This window comes from Pseudoalteromonas sp. LC2018020214, assembly GCF_016598755.1.
GTDB lineage: Bacteria > Pseudomonadota > Gammaproteobacteria > Enterobacterales > Alteromonadaceae > Pseudoalteromonas > Pseudoalteromonas distincta.
The window spans coordinates 559,407-578,703 of the sequence record NZ_CP066804.1 but is presented as its reverse complement, the minus strand read 5'-3'; the positions used below and the strand labels follow the sequence as shown (position 1 = coordinate 578,703).

4 protein-coding genes are annotated in these 19,297 nt (G+C 36.6%); all 4 read right to left on the bottom strand.

Translation table 11 applies throughout. From position 1 onward, the window contains the following. Positions 1–88: 88 nt before the first annotated feature. Positions 89–6,442, bottom strand: coding sequence for a hypothetical protein (locus JG479_RS02450; RefSeq protein ID WP_200219875.1), 6,354 nt, complete (start codon positions 6,440–6,442; stop codon positions 89–91). Between the two features lie 689 nt (positions 6,443–7,131). Further along, on the bottom strand, positions 7,132–13,341 hold the full coding sequence (locus tag JG479_RS02445; RefSeq protein WP_200219874.1) for a thrombospondin type 3 repeat-containing protein: 6,210 nt from the start codon (positions 13,339–13,341) through the stop codon (positions 7,132–7,134). Positions 13,342–13,465: 124 nt separating this feature from the next. Then, entirely contained in the window at positions 13,466–15,490 is a 2,025-nt protein-coding gene (locus tag JG479_RS02440) for a hypothetical protein (RefSeq protein WP_200219873.1), read from the bottom strand. A gap of 151 nt (positions 15,491–15,641) precedes the next feature. Then, on the bottom strand, positions 15,642–18,950 hold the full coding sequence (locus JG479_RS02435; protein WP_200219872.1) for a thrombospondin type 3 repeat-containing protein: 3,309 nt from the start codon (positions 18,948–18,950) through the stop codon (positions 15,642–15,644). Positions 18,951–19,297 lie beyond the last annotated feature (347 nt).

Below are 19,297 nucleotides of genomic sequence, written 5' to 3'. Positions count from 1 at the left end.
GAATACTAAAACGATAAATGCACTACTTACTAAAAAGCCACGGTGCTATTAACACCGTGGCTTTGTTTTTACCTATTTAAATATCCGCTTAATGAATAGTTGTACTTAGTAATCCTAAGTCGTTACCGCCGTATACAGTTATTGTGCGCGTCAATGTACTTGCATCAACACCGTTAACAATAATGTCAGCCTGCCCATCGCTATTAACATCGTATGAGCTAATGGTTAAATCAGCCCAGTCGCCTTCTAGCGTTATACGTCCGTACTCAGTAAGTGCTTGTCCGTCTTTTATAACAAGCTGGTATTTACCTGAATTAACATTAACACCTAATAACGCTACTTCCTGTGTGCCGTCACTATTTAAGTCACCTAGCTCCATTACTTGCTCATTTGACCATACCGCTGGCCAGCTGTAATTCGCTATGCGGGTATTTGCTAAGCGTCCGTCGTTTACACGTAAGAACATTTTGCCACTGCCGTTTTTACCAAACATTGAAACCTCTTTTACACCATCTCCTGTTCGGTCACTTAACAATAGCGGCTGCGCTGCTGTTAAGTCATTTGGCCAACTAAACGTGCGTATTACACCGCGCTTGTCATGGCCTTTTTTAACTACCCATTGGTAACGACCGTCATCTTTACGCTGACCAAATTGCCCCCAATCAATAGTGCCTTCACCATCTAGGTCGTCCATTTCATGTAGGCTTATGTCATTCCACAGTTTGTTCCAGTTATACACATCTAATTTGTTATTGGCATTGGTGCCGTCGTAAACAAATAGTTGCCCTTTATCTAAACGCTCATGGCGTCCGTATAACGCAACTTCAGGTATACCGTCGTTAGTTACATCACTCATTATAACTATACGTGCGTCTAACCATTGGTTTGGCCATTTAAACGTTTTATACGTTTGCTTGGTCGCGCCATTTTTTACAAACAACTGTTTTGTGCCATTGGTTAAATGAATACCGCTAATCGCGTACTCTTCAACACCGTCGTTAGTTAAATCACCCACTAATTCAAAGGCAACCTCACCTAAGGTGTTAACCCAGTTCCATGTGCCCATGCCTTGACCTGTGTAGCCATTATAAACCGCTAACTGGTAACGCCCTACAGCACTATTAAAACCAAATAAGCCCATTTCTTTTATGCCGTCGTTATTACGGTCACCCAACAGTTGAATACTTGTTGAGTCAAACCCATCACTTAGCTCATACGCAGCTAACTCGGTAAAGTCACGCCCATCAATAATACTAAACAAAGCATTACCATTAATAAGTGAATACTTCAGCCAGTCGGCTGTACCGTCACCATTGGTGTCGCTAAACTGTACTAAGTTAGCAGGTGCTAAATTAGCATCTGTTGGGTCTAACGGGTCCAGGCCTAACTTAAGTTCATCTTCATCAGATATGCCGTCGTTATCATCATCTAAATCAGCGTTGTTACCTATACCATCGTTATCGGTATCAACTGACTCAGTCGCATCAAGCGGGAACGTATCTAAATTATCTGTAACTCCATCATTATCTGTATCATCTAAAAGTGGGTTAGTTTCAAGTAACATTTCTTCAAGGTTCGTTAAACCGTCACTATCAAAGTCACTATTTGCATCATCAGAATTTAATGGATCGAAGCCATATAACAGCTCATATTCATCACTCATCCCATCGTTGTCATCATCGTCATCTATGGCATCTGCAATACCATCACCATCAGAGTCTATTTGACTTGCTGGCTCACCGTAATACTCAACCCCCAACTCTGTTAATGTAGTTAACTGCTCTAAATCCGATAATGGAATATCATAAATTCGTAACCATAACCCAACACCCGAAAAATCAAATAATGGAGATAAATCAGAGACCTGAGTATTAGAAATATCAAAACCATAGTGGTTATCACCGAGAGTTAGTAGGCTCAAGTCAGAAAATGATGTTCCTGCAGCATAGAAATAACGTAACCCTTCAAAGTCACTAATTGGCTCCCAATTCGTTACTGATGTATTGCTTAGGTCTAAACTATACAGAGGTAGATTATTTACAAGAGTTAAATCACTAAAGCTTGTGTTTGAAAGCTCTAAACGATCTAATGAAGTAAACCCAGTAATATTTGTCCAATCTGTAATTTGTTGTGCACCAGATAAATCTAACGTCCTTAAATTAGAAGCATTTATTAAGCTTAAATCTGTAAAGTTAGTATCATTTAAATATAAATGCTCAAGCTGAGATAAAGAGCTTAAAAATGACCAATCATCAACTTCTGTGCCCCATAAACGAAACCCTCTAAGCTGAGGTAGTGAGCTCAAGCCAAAAAAATCAGAAACCTCTGCATTACCTAAATAAAAATAATTTACTGATTCGCTAATTAATGATGTGTCGGTAAAATTCCCGCCTTGTATCCATAAGTGATAAATCGAAAGGTCATTTAACGCCTGCCAATCCTCAATTATTAAATTATTAAAATCTAGAGATGATAAATTAGGTAAACTCATCAAAGGCGCTAAATTAGAAAGCTGCGAGTTGTACAAAACAATAGTTTCTAGATTTTCTAAACTAGTCATTGATGAAAGAGCTGTGTCAGTTATATTTGCACCAGCAAAACGTCTTAAATTAATAAACGCTTCCAAACCATCCCAATTATTTACTAGTATGTCATTCAGTTGTAAATCAGACAAAAACTTAAAGTGCGCTAAGTCGTTAATGTTTTCAATTTCAGCGTTATCATTAGACCAACAGTAAAAATAATCCACACTATATACCGACTCTTCAAGTGCATAATCATTTCTAATACATTGCTCAATTACAGCATTTTCGAACTCAAGCTCACCAATTGTTTTCACATGTGCAGTTACATTAGAGTTATTAGGTTCAGCATCTTCATAGTCAGATACACCATCGTTATCAGAATCGCTAAGTGCTGGATTAGTGCCTAAGGTTATTTCTTGACCGTCGGTTAGACCATCCCCATCAGTATCAGACGACTGAGGGTTAGTTCCTAAAGTCATTTCCTCAAGGTTTGTCAAACCATCACCATCATAGTCATAACCTGCATCATATGCATTTAATGGATCAAGCCCATTTTCAAGCTCATATTCATCACTCATTCCATCATTATCGTCATCATTATCTAAAGCATCTCTAATACCATCACCGTCGGAGTCCTCTAAACCCGAAGGAGTACCGTAATACTCAACTCCTAAGTTAGTTAAGGTATCTAATTGTGCAGGGTCAGTTAACGGAATTCCGTCAATTCCAACTCGTAAATAACTTGTCGTAAAATCAAATAATGGCGATAGGTCTTCCACATGCGTATATGCAATATCAATGTTTAAGCTACCTGAGCTGAAATCTATTAAACTTAAATCTGAAAAGGATGTACTTCTTACATAAAGGTTATATAAGTTTGTAAAACCACTGATTGGCTCCCAATTAGATATCTGAGTTTCCGAAACATCTAAAGTTTCAACTGATGCCCCTTCTAGTAAAGATAAGTCACTAAAACTTGTTTGCCCTGCATTAAATTGCTTAAGTGATTTAAACTCGCTAACACTACTCCAATCCGTAATTTGTGTATAATTCAAGTATAAACTTGTTAAATTACGACTATTTATAGAGCTCAAATCAGCGAAGTTTGAATTACCTAAATATAGTTCTTCTAACTGAGTTAGCGAGCTTAAAAATGACCAATCATCTGCATTAACACCCCATAGATACAAGCGGTTTAACTGATTTAACGAGCTTAATAACGGTAAATTAGCAATCTCAGTATCCGATCCATCAAAAAATCTAGCTGATGTATTAATTAAAGATGCATCAGTAAAGTTAGTACCCTGAACTGATAGGTTTGTCAGCTCAATATTGATTAAATCTTGCCAGTCATTCACTGTAGTTTGGTACAACTCAAGAGTTGCCAGATTAGGAAGCTCAGTTAATGGCTGCAAGTTAGAAAAAACAGAGTTGCGAATATCAACATGTTCTATACGGGTTTTATTTGCCAGTAAATTAAGCTCGTCATCTGTTAATTTTGCGCCTCTAAATGTGGTTAAATATTCAAGTTTTTCTAGAGTCTCCCAGCTTGTAACTTCCACATATGGCAAACTTAACTCTCTTAAAAATTTAAAGTTAGCTAAGTCAGAAATATTTTCAATTGCCGTATCACTTTGTGCCCAACAACTAAAATAAATTACATCGTATACCGATTGCTCTAATGAATAACTGTCAGTGATGCACTGTTTGATAATTTCACTTTCAAACTCAATCTCACCAATTTTTTTAACTAATGTAGTTACACTGGAGTTATTAGGTTCAGAATCTTCATAGTCAGATACACCATCACCGTCAGTATCGCTTAGTAATGGGTTTGAACCTAAAGCAACTTCGTGTCCATCCATTAAGCCATCATTATCTGAATCATAATTATGAATAGATGTACCAGCAGCATACTCTTCGGCATTAGTTAAACCATCATTGTCAAAGTCTTGGTGTGCATCAGCCACAGCAGGATCCGTTCCTAAGAACTCCTCTATTAAGTCGTTTAAGCCATCGCCATCTGTGTCAGGGAGCTCTGAAAGCAACTTACGAACATAAAAATCTCGTCTATTGTTGTAGCTAAATAATGTGTCGCCGCTTGTAAATAATTGTTCTATATTATTAAAACGTTGAGGGGTTATTTCGCGGGTAACATTGCCATTTTCAGTTTTAATTAATTGCGAATAATTTACATAATTATAAGTCGCATTTTGAAAATAAAATGAGTCTAATCTGTAAATATCACCAACAAAATCGAGTGTAAAATCTCTTAACAGCTGAACAACAGTATCGTAAACTAATACCTGAAATTGTCCGTTTTCATCATAGGTTTTTAGTAGTAACTCAGTTTCACTAAAAGAAAGTAACTCTGCATATTGGAAAGACGTCTCTAAAACCACCCAACTAGTTAAATCATCCGACGAAATTAAGCCTCTTGTTCCGTCAGAAAGATTGCTCATTGCATAATAAGCACCATTAACGTAATACATGTCCTCTATTCGGCTTACAAATAAGTCTTCGTCATCAAAGGTAACTTCTAAAGGTTCAAGACTTTCTAAATTAGTACCTAAATACAATCCGTTATAACTTTCTAAAAGTATTTCACCATTACTTAAAGTTTTAACACTATTAAAAAATAATAAATCATCTAAGCCATAACTTGTTTCTATCCAATTATTTCCATCAATTGAGCTGAAAAATGATGAGTCACCTAACAAATGGATCATACCGTCACGTACAAGCAAGCTTCTCGCAGTATTATTTTGTTGCTCTAGCAATACCCTGGTGGTGCTTGTTTCAATGTTATAAGCTTCTAATCTAGTGGTTGTATTATAACTAATATCAATCTCATATTTTAAACTTAAAATTTCATCGTTAAATACGTTTACATCAGCTAGATAAACCTCGTTTTTTATAATTTCAGCTTCCGATAAATCAACGTTAACTTTTCCTACCCTGCCATTGTATGCAATAAAATACTGCTCGGCGTTAAAACTAAAAAAATACGAAGTATTAATAAGACCTAATACACTCTCTCCAAAAACAAGAGAGCTTGCGTCAGAAGTAAGTGGTGCAACACGGCCGTTTCTATCAATTACAAAATGGTTATCACCTTGCGCTAAAAAGTTGAATTCATCGTAAAAAATAGAATCGTATATTTTAATAAGTTGGTTATCTGCAGCTAACTTATAAACCCCATTGCCATTTCCGCTTAGTGAAATATAAACTACCTCGTTAATAGTTATCACATCGTCAAACTGCCCATTACCTGCAGGCAAGTTAATAACTTCAGAACCTATAAAACTTTGTGTTTTTAAAAGGTATTCTACATTTTCACCACTATCGTAGTCGTATTCTGAAACAGAAATAAAAGCAATATCTTCATAAAATACTATATCTCTAATATGATAGCTTTTATTTTCAAAATCATAAGATGGAAATAAATTAAACATATCTGAAACAACGGCTTCGGTTACAAAATCATTTGTTTTCATCAAAGTTTGTTGGTTGTTTCGATATCCCCAAAAGTAAAAGCTTTCTTTATCACTCCATAAACCGTAGTCACCAAAAGACAGGTCGGATTTTTTCCATTCGATACCATCAAGGCTATATACAAGTTCGCTGTAATTTCCTTGAAACGCAATTGCAGTTCCCGATGAGCTAAAATTATCGAATATGTCACTTTTTAAACTAAGATGACTTAAGTCTATTGGCGCCCACTCTTTACCATCAGCAGACACTGACACCTGGTCTTCATTTAAAGTGTATAAAGCATCTTTAAATACAACAATATTACTATCGTAGCCCATTATTTCTTTAGGTTTTTTAACCATTTCCCAGCCGTACTCAGTAGCATTTAAAACACTACTGAGTAAGGCAAGGAGGCAAAAAAACATGACATTCAAAACTTTCATAACCCTAGTCCTTAAGTTTATAAATTAATATTATTAAATATTTTAATTAATTAAATATCAGCTAGTTAACCATTAACATTCAAGCTGGAAACATAGCTTAAATTCAGTTTTATTAGCCGCTACATACAAAAAATCACATAATTTAAGTGAATAACCTTTTACTTTATTTCTAAGTTAGTTTTACCTCTAAAAGAAAACTAAAAATTTATTATTTTAAATTAACTAAACTACTTTTTTATTCAGTACCGGCCCTACTAAAGATGCATTTTGACTAAAGGTGAGTTTGAAAATAAAAATCGCGCTAATAAAGAAGACTTTAAAGTAAAAAAAATTCGAGATGTTTTATATCTATAAACACTGAATAAATGAGAAGAAACTAAGTCACCTGGGGAGGTTAGTGACTCTTTTTTAGATAACCATACTAAATAAAAGCATAACGTCATCATGTTTAATTGCTGTTTGACCATTTAAGCACTCCTTTGCTTTAAAACTTAAAATAATAAACCATTCATTTACATTTTACACAAATGTAATTATAGCAATTGAACAAAATTTAACAATCAGAAACATTATTTTGCGAGTACTTTTTAACTTGTTAGATGGCGCTAAGTGCTAGCGCTATGTCCTTACAAAAAAGCCACGGTGCTATTAACACCGTGGCTTCTGTTTTTACCTATTTAAATATCAGCTTAGTGAATGGTTGTGCTTAGCAATCCTAAACCCTCGCCACTATAAATAACACTGATGCGGCTTAATGTTCCAGCATTAACACTATTTACTATAACGTCAGCCTGCCCATCGCTGTTTGCATCGTATGAGCTTATGGTTAAATCAGCGAAGTTACCCTCTAGTGTTAAACGTCCATATTCTGTGGTTGCACGTCCATCTTTTATTACTAGCTGGTATTTGCCTGAGTTAATATTTACACCCAATAAAGCAACTTCATTTATACCATCGCTGTTTAAGTCACCCAGCTCCATTACTTGCTCTTCTGTCCAAGTCGCTGGCCAGCTAAAGTTCGCAATACGGGTATTGGCTAAGCGTCCATCGTTTACACGTAAAAATACTTTTCCACTGCTATTTTTACCATATAAAGCAACTTCGCTTACGTTATCCCCTGTTGTATCTGCAAGTAATAGGGGTTTAACGTCACTTAAGTCATTAGGCCAACTAAACGTGCGTATTACGCCTTGTTTATCGTGCCCTTTTTTAACAACCCATTGGTAACGGCCATCATCTTTACGTTGACCAAATTGTCCCCAGTCTGTGGTGCCGTCGCCATCTAAGTCGTCCATTTTATGTAGGCTTAGGTTATTCCACAGTTTGTTCCAGTTATACACGTCTAGTTTGTTGTTGCTATTTGCGCCATCAAAAACAAACAGTTGGCCTTTATCTAAACGCTCATGGCGACCATATAACGCCACTTCTGGTACGCCGTCGTTGGTTATATCGCTCATTTGTACTATTTGCGCGTTTAACCATTGGTTTGTCCATTTAAACGTTTTATAGGTTTGTTTACTCACACCGTCTTTTACAAACAGCTGTTTAGTGCCGTTAGTTAAATGAATACCCGTTATCGCGTACTCTTGCACGCCATCTAAAGTTAAATCATCAAGTAGTTTAAACTCTACATCTTTTAACGTTTCAGGCCAGTTCCATGTGCCCATGCTTTGCCCTGTGTAACCGTTATAAACCGCTAACTGATAGCGCCCTACTGCGTTATTAAAGCCAAATAAGCCCAGCTCTTTTATGCCGTCGTTATTTCTATCGCCAAGCAGTTCCACACTTAAGTTTTCTAACTCGCTGCTAATGTTAAAAAAGCTAAAGGCTGAGAAGTCGCGGCCATCTAATACAGTTAACCATACGGCATCACCCACTACAGAATGCTTAAGCCAATCAATAACACCATCACCATTGTAGTCTGTAAATTTCACTAAATCAGAAGGCGCATTGGCTATATCATTAGGGTCAAGCGGGTTTAAACCTAACTGTATTTCATCCCCATCAGATACACCATCACCATCTGTATCAGCATTATTAATATCGGTCCCGAATAACAACTCATCCAAATTGGATAGGCCATCGTTGTCAGCATCTGCAGTGGCGTCTGTTGCATCTAGTGGGCTTAGGCCATTATTGACTTCATCAAAGTCAGACATGCCATCAAAGTCGCTATCAGCATTATAAATATCAGTACCTAAATCAGCTTCTTGGTAATCATTTAAACGATCGCCATCAGAATCAGGTAGGTCAAACCACTCGCTGTAGCTACTTAAGTCAAATAGCTCAACTGAATTCATTCGTGGTGCAATAAATACACCGCGCTCATCATTACTTATTACACCATCATTATTCACATCATAGTCATAGGTTGAGCGCTCAAATACCAATGCACGCCCATTACTATCAACAGATATAACATCCCATATTCTTTCACGTTCCGCAAAATCATCGCTATATGACATAGTTATACGATCGCCATCTACTGCGTAGCGCCACTCTTCACCCATGAATAAACTTGAAGAGCCTTCACCATTATAATAATTAAAAACACCACTTAAGCCGCGACGTAAAGTACCATCTTCACGAAAGTGATAGCCAAAGACACCCTCAATATTTAAAGTGTTATTATCCCAATTAAAAGGCATATAGGCATTAATACTGGATAACTGCATTTGGGGTAGTTGCGTTGCTAAATTGGATGTTAATTTAATATATGTATTATCAAACTTGGCCAGTGGCGCTATATACACCTCTGTTAAACCTTCCGCTTGGTACACTTCATAAAACGCAAGTAACTTATTGCCTTCTTGTTTATAAGGCATCACCTCAATGCGCTCAACTGAGTTTGTAATTACGAGCTTTTCTTCGTCAACAACCCATTGATATTGAACACCAAAATGGTGCGATTCTGCAAATCTATTGCTATTTAACGTCATCATATCTGCATATATACCATTAATAGTATCAAGGCCCCTTGTAGGCCCATAGGTCACCTTAAGTGGTAAAAACAGACTCCACTTACCTAACATGTCTGAACTACTAAAGCCGCTAAATAAATTAGCGGGGTTTACTTCCCAATCACGAATTGATTCATCTATATATTCGTATATTGGAAGCTCACCTTCATAGTTCCACTCACTAGGTAATACTAAAGTAACTTGATTAGCTGTCGATACAATAACCTCTTGTAGGCCACTGCCTTCACCATAAGGAGTAATAACTGTTTTTACTCGCACATCTGAATGCTCAAACTGCATATCATAAGGAATTTCATTACTATCGGCTTTACTTATTAACCAATCAGCAACCTCAGCGCCAAAGTTATCTCTTACTTCATCAAATGGATAACCATAATTATTAAAGTAAGTATTAGTAATATTTTGATTAGTTAGATTGATCTGGCCATTTATCACTTCCCATGTAAATGAGCTAGATTTATAAGTATCTAACCAACCATTACCAATATTTCCAGTTGTATTGTCGTTAAATTTAAGTGCAATACCGCTATGGGCTAACCAGCCAGCCTGAGCTGCATCAGTCATTGCTACACGCTTACCCTCGAGGTCATCGACATCAAATTGCAATGTACTTGAACCAGGAGTAGAGCCTGCATTTAATGCATCACTGCCTTGTTCAATTTCAAAGCCGTCAGTAAAACCATCGCCATCAGAGTCCATAGATAAAGGGTTTAGCCCTAATGCCACTTCCTCACTATCAGATAAACCATCAAAATCAGAGTCGCTTTGCGTTTTACTTGTACCTAAATCATCTTCTTGGTAGTCATTTAAACCATCACCATCACCATCAGGTAATGCGTCCCACTCACTTTCCCAGTTACTTAAATCTAGGGTTTCAAGCGTGTTAACTCTAGGCGCAATAAAAGCACCTCGCTCATCATCACTAATAACACCATCATTATTTGTATCTAAATCAAAGCGAGAGCGCTCGTAAACCAAAGCTCGTCCGTTTTCATCTACCGATATCACATCCCATATTCTTTCACGTGCTGAATAAGCATTACTGTAATTCATAATTATTCGATTACCATTTAAGGTATAAGTCCACTCTTGACCCATGCCAAAGCTAGTAGATTGACTGTTATAATCTCTATAGCCACTTACACCACGGCGTAATGTTCCATCATTGCGAAATTGATAACCAAAAATATTTTCAATATATAACTGTTCGCCATCCCACTGTTCTGGAAGATGCGCATTAATACCTGCAAATTGAATTTGTGGTAATGAAGTAACTAAGTTATTAGTAATTTGTGTAAAAGAATTATCAAATTTGGCAAGCGGCGCAATATATACCTCACTCAGCTGATCACCATCAAATACTTGATAAAATGCTAAGTGTGTTTTTCCCTGTTGCTTAAATGGCGTAACAATAATTTCTTCATTATCAGAATTAAGCGTTAATATTCCATTTGAAAACGTCCAATTAAGTACTTTATTAGAATTTACAGTACTAACGCCACCACCACTTTGTAAAGCTAACGTATCTGCATAAATACCCGATTGAGTACCTAAACCGCGAGCAGCACCAAACGTTACATCGTAATTTAAAAATGCTAACCACTTACCTTGAACATCGCTGCTTGAAGAGCTAAGTGTGCTAGTTAAAACATTATCCCATTGCACTACTTCTTCTGTAATTGTCTCATTAATGTTAACACTGCCCGTATAACCCCAAGCTTCAGGAATAATTAAAGAATTGTTAGCTTTTAAAACAGAAATTACATTAAGTTCATCGTTTATTTGTGAATGCTTAATTAACTTGCGTTCAATAACCTCGTAATTTTGTTCTAAAAATTGATCATGGGTAAGAGCACCCGCATCAACTTGTTCTCTAAGCCACTGTGCAACGTCATAACCAAAACGCTGTTCAATATCGTTAAACGGGTAGTAATAATAACCACCACTTAATGTCGTGTTACCACCACCATTTATCGTAATAACACCATCATCAATTTGCCAACTCGTCGTAATTTTACTGTAAGAACTAAGCCATTGTTCACCCAATACAACCTGGCCATTACTATTAAAATCAATAGCCAAGCCTGACTTTTGAATCCAGCCTTCTTTAACGTTACTTAATAATGCCACTCGCTGATTATTAACTTCTGAATTAATAAAGCTGAGAGAGGTTGAACCTGGGGTTGAATTTGCAGAAAGAGGGTCACTACTTTGTTCTATTTCAAAGCTATCAGTAAAGCCGTCATTATCGCTGTCTTGATCTAAAGGGTTAGTACCATTTAATACTTCCTCACCATCATTTAAGCCATCAAAGTCCGAATCTGAGTTATTTATATCTGTACCTAACTCTTCCTCTTTAATATCTTTTAAACCATCATCGTCAGAATCAGGTAAATAATTCCACGCATCATAAGTGCTTAAATCAACTTTAAGCATAGAATTTAAGCGCGGAGGTATAAATGGCTGTATTTCGTCATCGCTTACAACACCATCTAAATTATTGTCATAACCAATATATGAATATTCAAAGACTAATGCTGTACCATTGCCATCTACAGATAGTACTTCCCAATGGCGTTCGCGTTTATAATCATCTGTTGTATAACTTGTAACAACATCATTATCATTAATGTTGTACTCCCATTTTTGTCCAAATTGCAGCATACCGTTGTTTTCATAATCTTGACTAATACCACGGTAAAATGTCCCATCTGATAAAAACTTATAAGCGAACAAATTGTCAAAGTTAACTATTGAACTACTTGGTTCCTGAAAATATAAGTTAATGCCAGCAGACCATACATAAGGATATTTCGTTATTAAACTATCCGTAAACTGATTATAAGAATTATCAAACTTAGCCATTTGTGAGTTGAATGTGCGTACAAACACGTTATTTTTATATTCTTTAATGCTTGCTAAGTAACCTTTTTCTACCTCAATAAACGGCGTAATTTCAAAGCGCGTATCGCCACTTACTAAGCTAAACACACCACTAGTTGCAGACCAAGTAAATTCATTCTGCGAAAAAGCATCTGTTACAGAACCATCCGCATTTAACGTCAATCTATCACTATAAATACCAGGTAGACCTTCAGGTGAAAAATAATCAATAACATTACTCGGTAATCCAATAAGCCACTTACCAGCTAGCTCAACTTGGCTTTGCTCACTTAAAAGGCTACTTTTCACTTCGTAGAGTTTACTTTCTCGATCAAAAGTTTCACTCGAAGATATTGATGAAACTAGCCAATCCCACTCATCTGGAACATCCAGTTCAGTGTAGTTAGTTCCATGCATCCTAATATCAACATGGTCATTATCTGCGGTTAATTTACTCAAATTAACGTCAAAGCTAACCTGTTCTGTATATGTTAAAGGAGAATAAAGCTCCCCGGCATCAACTTTTGTAGTTAAATGATCGGCGAATTCCTGACCATACTTTCTGGCAATATCTTCAAACGGCGGGAAATCATTAAAGGTTTCAGCGCGAGGCTCAGCTTTTATATTTAATATGCCGTTATTAACAGCCCAGTTTATATTCTGCTCATAAAAAAACGAACTACCATCAAAACCTGCTACACCGGTTTTATCGTCATTTAAATACAAGGCAGTACTAAAATAAGGTAATGCAGCCTCATTACCATTTTCAAGAATTGTAAACTGTGCTTTTGCTACGCTGTCAAAAGTAAAATCATTGCTATTAACATGTAAGCTATTAGCACTCATTATTTGTAAGCTTTTAGCTAATACAGAGCGTGAAGAGATATACTTATTTTCAGAAAAATAATTAGCTATTTTATACTCATCGTTAACATTTTTTAGTTGTTGCAGGTCAATATATGGAGAGGTTTCGGATGCAATCAAAGAAATGGGCGCAATCAAAAATGCGCCAATTGCTAAATTAGCAATTTTCATAACTAAGTCCTTTTAATTAGGGGAATTTATCAAAGCATAATAGTAGTACAATTTACAAAAAGTAAACAAGCTTTATCAAAAATAATGTATAAAAAATGTAAATTAAATTACTTCCTAATATTTATTATTGATTCATAAGCCACAAACCAAAGACCGTTGCAGTGACTATATTGCTACTACTCATAACACTTGGCTTGTTGCTTCTATTAGCATCAACTAAGTAAAACATTTGATCATTAGTCGCTAGAACACTATAAATTAAATCATCCACTTCTGAATTATGTGATAGCTTAATAACTAATTGGCCTAGTTCATTTATATCCCATGGAGCCGAGTAAAACATCCCTTCAAAATTGATCACAGCATTATTTGCATCTACAAAACCAACACTGTTTACCATTAATTTATTAGAATTTGAGCTACCGTTAGTTCCATAACTTAAAAAATCAAACTGCTTATCTATAAGATCTAATTCATCCCATACATTCAATATGGTGCTAGAGCTTGGCTTTATAGATGAATACATTGAAAGTTGCCCTTGCTCATCCGTGGCGATAGCAAAATCATCTGCTACATAGAGAAAATCATAAACACTTTTATCATCACCCGAAAAAACCGAAAGCAAACTATTTTCAATTTCGTATGGAGCTAAACTACCCGCATTATTAATGTTATTTCCGTCAAATAAAAGTTGCTCCGCCCCTTTTTCGGTACGTAAAGCATCGTTAAAATAAGTTGCATATCTAAAATCATCATTTGCCTGTGCACTCGCAAACTCAGTTAAAGAGCTTAAAGAGTCGTCTAAAATTTTATCAAAAATAACTTCGTGATTCAGCCCATCAATAACCGAAACTCTAGAGTTTAATGTGTGCTGTTTTACTCCAATGAGTGCTATATCTAAAACACCATCCTTATTGGCATCAACTGACTCAATATGATAAGCATTCCATTGATGGTCCCATTCATACAAAGCAAGCTGCTTGCCCGTTACAATACTTTTTACACTTAATGTAATACGGTTGGACGTGCGAGCAGCCCCTACTAAACCAATTTCTTTAACACCATCACCATCAAAGTCATGCAACTCAATTACCACTGAGCCAAGATGCCACTGACCTTGTGGCCAACTAATATTTTTAAGTCTTGTATTAGGCAAACGCCCATCGTTTATAAGCGCTTTAAATTTAGCATCACTGTAATCCATTCCAGCAATGGCAACTTCTTTAACGCCATCACCAGTAAAGTCACTTAGTATTAAAGGCGTGTTAATTTTTATGTTTGTGTTCCAAGTTAAAGTGCGCACAGTACCAACTTTAGTACTACCATGCTTGATAATCATTTGATAACGGTTATCATCATACCTTCGCCCAAACTGACCTAAATCAAATGTACCATCCCCATTTAAATCATCTAATACATATAAACTAGTTACATCCCAATTTTTAACCCAGTTATATACATCAAGTTTATTAGTTGGATTAACACCATCAAAAACAAATAACTGACCATTATTGCGGCGTAGATGTTTACCATATACAGCAATTTCTGAAATACCATCCCCTGTTACATCACTTAAACTCACAACTTTAGGATCTTTCCAATTATTAGGCCATTTAAAAGTATTAACTAAGTTTCTAGATTTGCCATCTCTTATTTGCAGCTGTAACGTACCATTTTGAAGATGTTCTCCAAAAATACCAAAATCACTTATGCCGTCACCGGTAACATCTGTAAGTTCAATAAACTCAGCACTACTCAACGATTTATTCCAAACCCAGGATTTAATCGTTTCACCCGTTTTGCCATTTTTAAGAATAAAAATATACTTGTTAGTTATAAGATCTTCACCAAAAAAACCTAAATCATTTACGCCATCATTATTGCGATCATCAAGCCAATGAGCTTGGGTCCATGACAAGTTATCGGGTACATCAAATTCTTTAATTAATGAACCATCATCCCCCGAAAAAACCTCATATTTAGGGTAAAAGCTATCTACATTGTAGCTAGCGTAGTCAGCAACACCATCTTGGTTTATATCGTCAATTAAGCGTGCCCCAAGACCGTTATTTGGTGCTCCGGCAAAGTTAGCCTGAGTAAAAAAAGGAATAAATGCTGTAACAACAGCTAAATTAAATAATAGTTTCATATAAATCATCCATGAATAAAAGAGGTACAAAATATTAGCACAGCTGCACAAAAAAACATCATGACTTAGATTCTTTTTGAACTTTTTTACATAAAAAAGCCACGGTGCTATTAACACCGTGGCTTCTGTTTTTACCTATTTAAATATCAGCTTAGTGAATGGTTGTGCTTAGCAATCCTAAACCCTCGCCACTATAAATAACACTGATGCGGCTTAATGTTCCAGCATTAACACTATTTACTATAACGTCAGCCTGCCCATCGCTGTTTGCATCGTATGAGCTTATGGTTAAATCAGCGAAGTTACCCTCTAGTGTTAAACGTCCATATTCTGTGGTTGCACGTCCATCTTTTATTACTAGCTGGTATTTGCCTGAGTTAATATTTACACCCAATAAAGCAACTTCATTTATACCATCGCTGTTTAAGTCACCCAGCTCCATTACTTGCTCTTCTGTCCAAGTCGCTGGCCAGCTAAAGTTCGCAATACGGGTATTGGCTAAGCGTCCATCGTTTACACGTAAAAATACTTTTCCACTGCTATTTTTACCATATAAAGCAACTTCGCTTACGTTATCCCCTGTTGTATCTGCAAGTAATAGGGGTTTAACGTCGCTTAAGTCATTCGGCCAACTAAACGTGCGTATTACGCCTTGTTTATCGTGGCCTTTTTTAACTACCCATTGGTAACGGCCGTCATCCTTACGTTGACCAAACTGACCCCAGTCTGTGGTGCCATCGCCATCTAAGTCGTCCATTTTATGCAGGCTTATGTCATTCCACAGTTTGTTCCAGTTATACACGTCTAGTTTGTTGTTGCTATTTGCGCCATCAAACACAAACAGTTGACCTTTATCTAAACGCTCATGACGACCATATAGCGCGACTTCTGGTACGCCATCGTTGGTCATATCGCTCATTTGTACTATTTGCGCGTTTAACCATTGGTTTGTCCATTTAAACGTTTTATAGGTTTGTTTACTCACACCGTCTTTTACAAACAGCTGTTTAGTGCCGTTAGTTAAATGAATACCCGTTATCGCGTACTCTTGCACGCCATCTAAAGTTAAATCATCAAGTAGTTTAAACTCTACATCTTTTAACGTTTCAGGCCAGTTCCATGTGCCCATGCTTTGCCCTGTGTAACCGTTATAAACCGCTAACTGATAGCGCCCTACTGCGTTATTAAAGCCAAATAAGCCTATTTCTTTTATACCGTCGTTATTTCTATCGCCAAGCAGTTCTATACTTAAGTTTTCTAACTCGCTACTAATGTTAAAAAAGCTAAAGGCTGAGAAGTCGCGGCCATCAATAATGTATATATTCGCAACACCTTCAACAAGGGAGTATTTAAGCCAATCTTTAACTCCGTCGTCATTAATATCTATAAATAACAACATATGAGAAGGCGCATTATTAGCATCATTTGGCTCGAGTGGATTTAAACCAAACTTAATTTCATCCTTGTCTGAAATGCCATCGTTATCATCATCTAAATCTTTATTATTCCCTATTCCGTCTAGATCAGTATCTAATGTTTCCGTAATATCATATGGAAAGGCATCTTGAATATCAGGTACACCATCATTGTCGTCATCTACGTCTGATTCATTATTTACGCCATCCCCATCAATATCTGCAGCAGGAAATAACACAAAGTTTGACTCCCAATCCTGTTCAACACTTGAATCGCTTGGCACTAAAAACACACTCAAACCAATATCAGAACCGCGACTTATTACTTTTGCATTTAAATATTCATAAACCCCAAAAGCACTAAACGAACATTTTATTTTCCCTGAATTAATAGCACATCTATTTGATAATCCCTCAGCGCCAGAAAACTCAATATTAGTTAGTGTGGTGTTATCACTAGCAATTACCCATAAGTCGTAGGGGATAGAGTCATCAATCGTTAATGCAAACTCACTTACCTGGCTATCTAAAGTTAACGATTTAAAATCAGTTATTGCCTCCACTTTTGAATCAATTAAAGTGGCTTGGTTATTTATTGAAATATATGGGTTTAAGCGTTGTTCAATAATATCGTTTGTATCAATATCAACCCTATTACCAATACTATCCGTAATACTAAGCACACTCGAAAGCTCCCAGCTCCCGCCTACGCTGGTTTCATCAAAAATATACGTAAATGTCGCATCATAGGTATTAGTAATTTCGTTATATACCCAGTCAACGCTTTCTTCTGGTTGTTTGTATAAACTTAGCTCTGGGTATCTAAACCAAAAACGCGCACTACTAATCCCACTTTCGTCTTGTAACGATACATCTACGGTAATCGTTTGCTGACCATCCGTAACATTAACCGTATTTTCACTCATATTAAGCAACACAAGTTGAGGCGCAGTAGTATCTACATAATTACTATTAACTACCTCTAAAATAGGATCAAAGCCTAATTCAGTAATGTCAGCTGTATTAATATCAACCCTATTACCAATACTATCCGTAATACTAAGCACACTCGAAAGCTCCCAGCTCCCGCCTACGCTGGTTTCATCAAAAATATACGTAAATGTCGCATCATAGGTATTAGTAATTTCGTTATATACCCAGTCAACGCTTTCTTCTGGTTGTTTGTATAAACTTAGCTCTGGGTATCTAAACCAAAAACGCGCACTACCAATCCCACTTTCGTCTTGTAACGATACATCTACGGTAATCGTTTGCTGACCATCCGTAACATTAACTGTATTTTCACTCATATTAAGCGACACAAGTTGAGGCGCAGTAGTATCTACATAATTACTATTAACTACCTCTAAAATAGGATTAAAGCCTAATTCAGTAATGTCAGCTGTATTAATATCAACCCTATTACCAATACTATCCGAAATACTAAGCACACTCGAAAGCTCCCAGCTCCCGCCTACGCTGGTTTCATCAAAAATATACGTGAATGTCGCATCATAGATATTAGTAATTTCGTTATATACCCAGTCAACGCTTTCTTCTGGTTGTTTGTATAAACTTAGCTCTGGGTATCTAAACCAAAAACGCGCATCATTTATTCCACTTTCATCGTAAAGCGATACGTCAACTGTAATAGTTTGCTGGCCATTTGAAACATCAATACTATGCGAACTCATTTTGAGTCCCACTAGTTTAGGTGGTGTGGTATCTACATTGCTATTGTTAATGTTCTGAGAGGCAACAAAGCTTCTCAATGCTATTGGCACGTCTCCACGTAAACTATTTGTAGCGGCTTTATTAATTAGAGAAGAGGATTGGGTATTGTTTAGAATGTATTGGCTGTCAAAAAAGCGGTCTTCCCCACAAGCTTCCATATAAACATGCAGCATATTGGCTCTTTCTGCATCTGAAATATTAGCCTCGGTGATAGCATTAAAATAAATATTACACTGCTGGTTCTCATTCGCATGTAGGAAAAAAGGCACGCTCAGTAAAAAGCATAAAATAGAAATAGTATATTTATACATACAAATCCTTTTGTAAAAATTAAACTTATTTTGCTAATTTTAACCAATCTAAAGCCTTTATGACTATCTAATTTTGTTTTATGGCCAATTACAACCACCGAGGCGCTTCGCGCTACACCGAGGAGTTATTTGATCTTCACCTTCACTTCTCTGTGTTCTCGGTGTTCTCTGTGGTGATAATTACTTTATGAGCTTTAGCCAAAAACAATTTACCACCGAGGAGTTATTGGCTCTTCTCCTTCACTTCTCTGTGCACTCTGTGTTCTCTGTGGTGATAACAATGTCTTAATCACTTTATAAAAACAAATCTACCACCGAGGGCACAGAGGCGCTGGGCGCTACACCGA

What these genes read in the sequence shown, in the direction of transcription:
- JG479_RS02445 (WP_200219874.1), bottom strand. Translation starts at nt 13,341, where the DNA reads ATGAAAATTGCTAATTTAGCAATTGGCGCATTTTTGATTGCGCCCATT.
- JG479_RS02450 (WP_200219875.1), bottom strand. Translation starts at nt 6,442, where the DNA reads ATGAAAGTTTTGAATGTCATGTTTTTTTGCCTCCTTGCCTTACTCAGT.
- JG479_RS02440 (WP_200219873.1), bottom strand. Translation starts at nt 15,490, where the DNA reads ATGAAACTATTATTTAATTTAGCTGTTGTTACAGCATTTATTCCTTTT.
- JG479_RS02435 (WP_200219872.1), bottom strand. Translation starts at nt 18,950, where the DNA reads ATGTATAAATATACTATTTCTATTTTATGCTTTTTACTGAGCGTGCCT.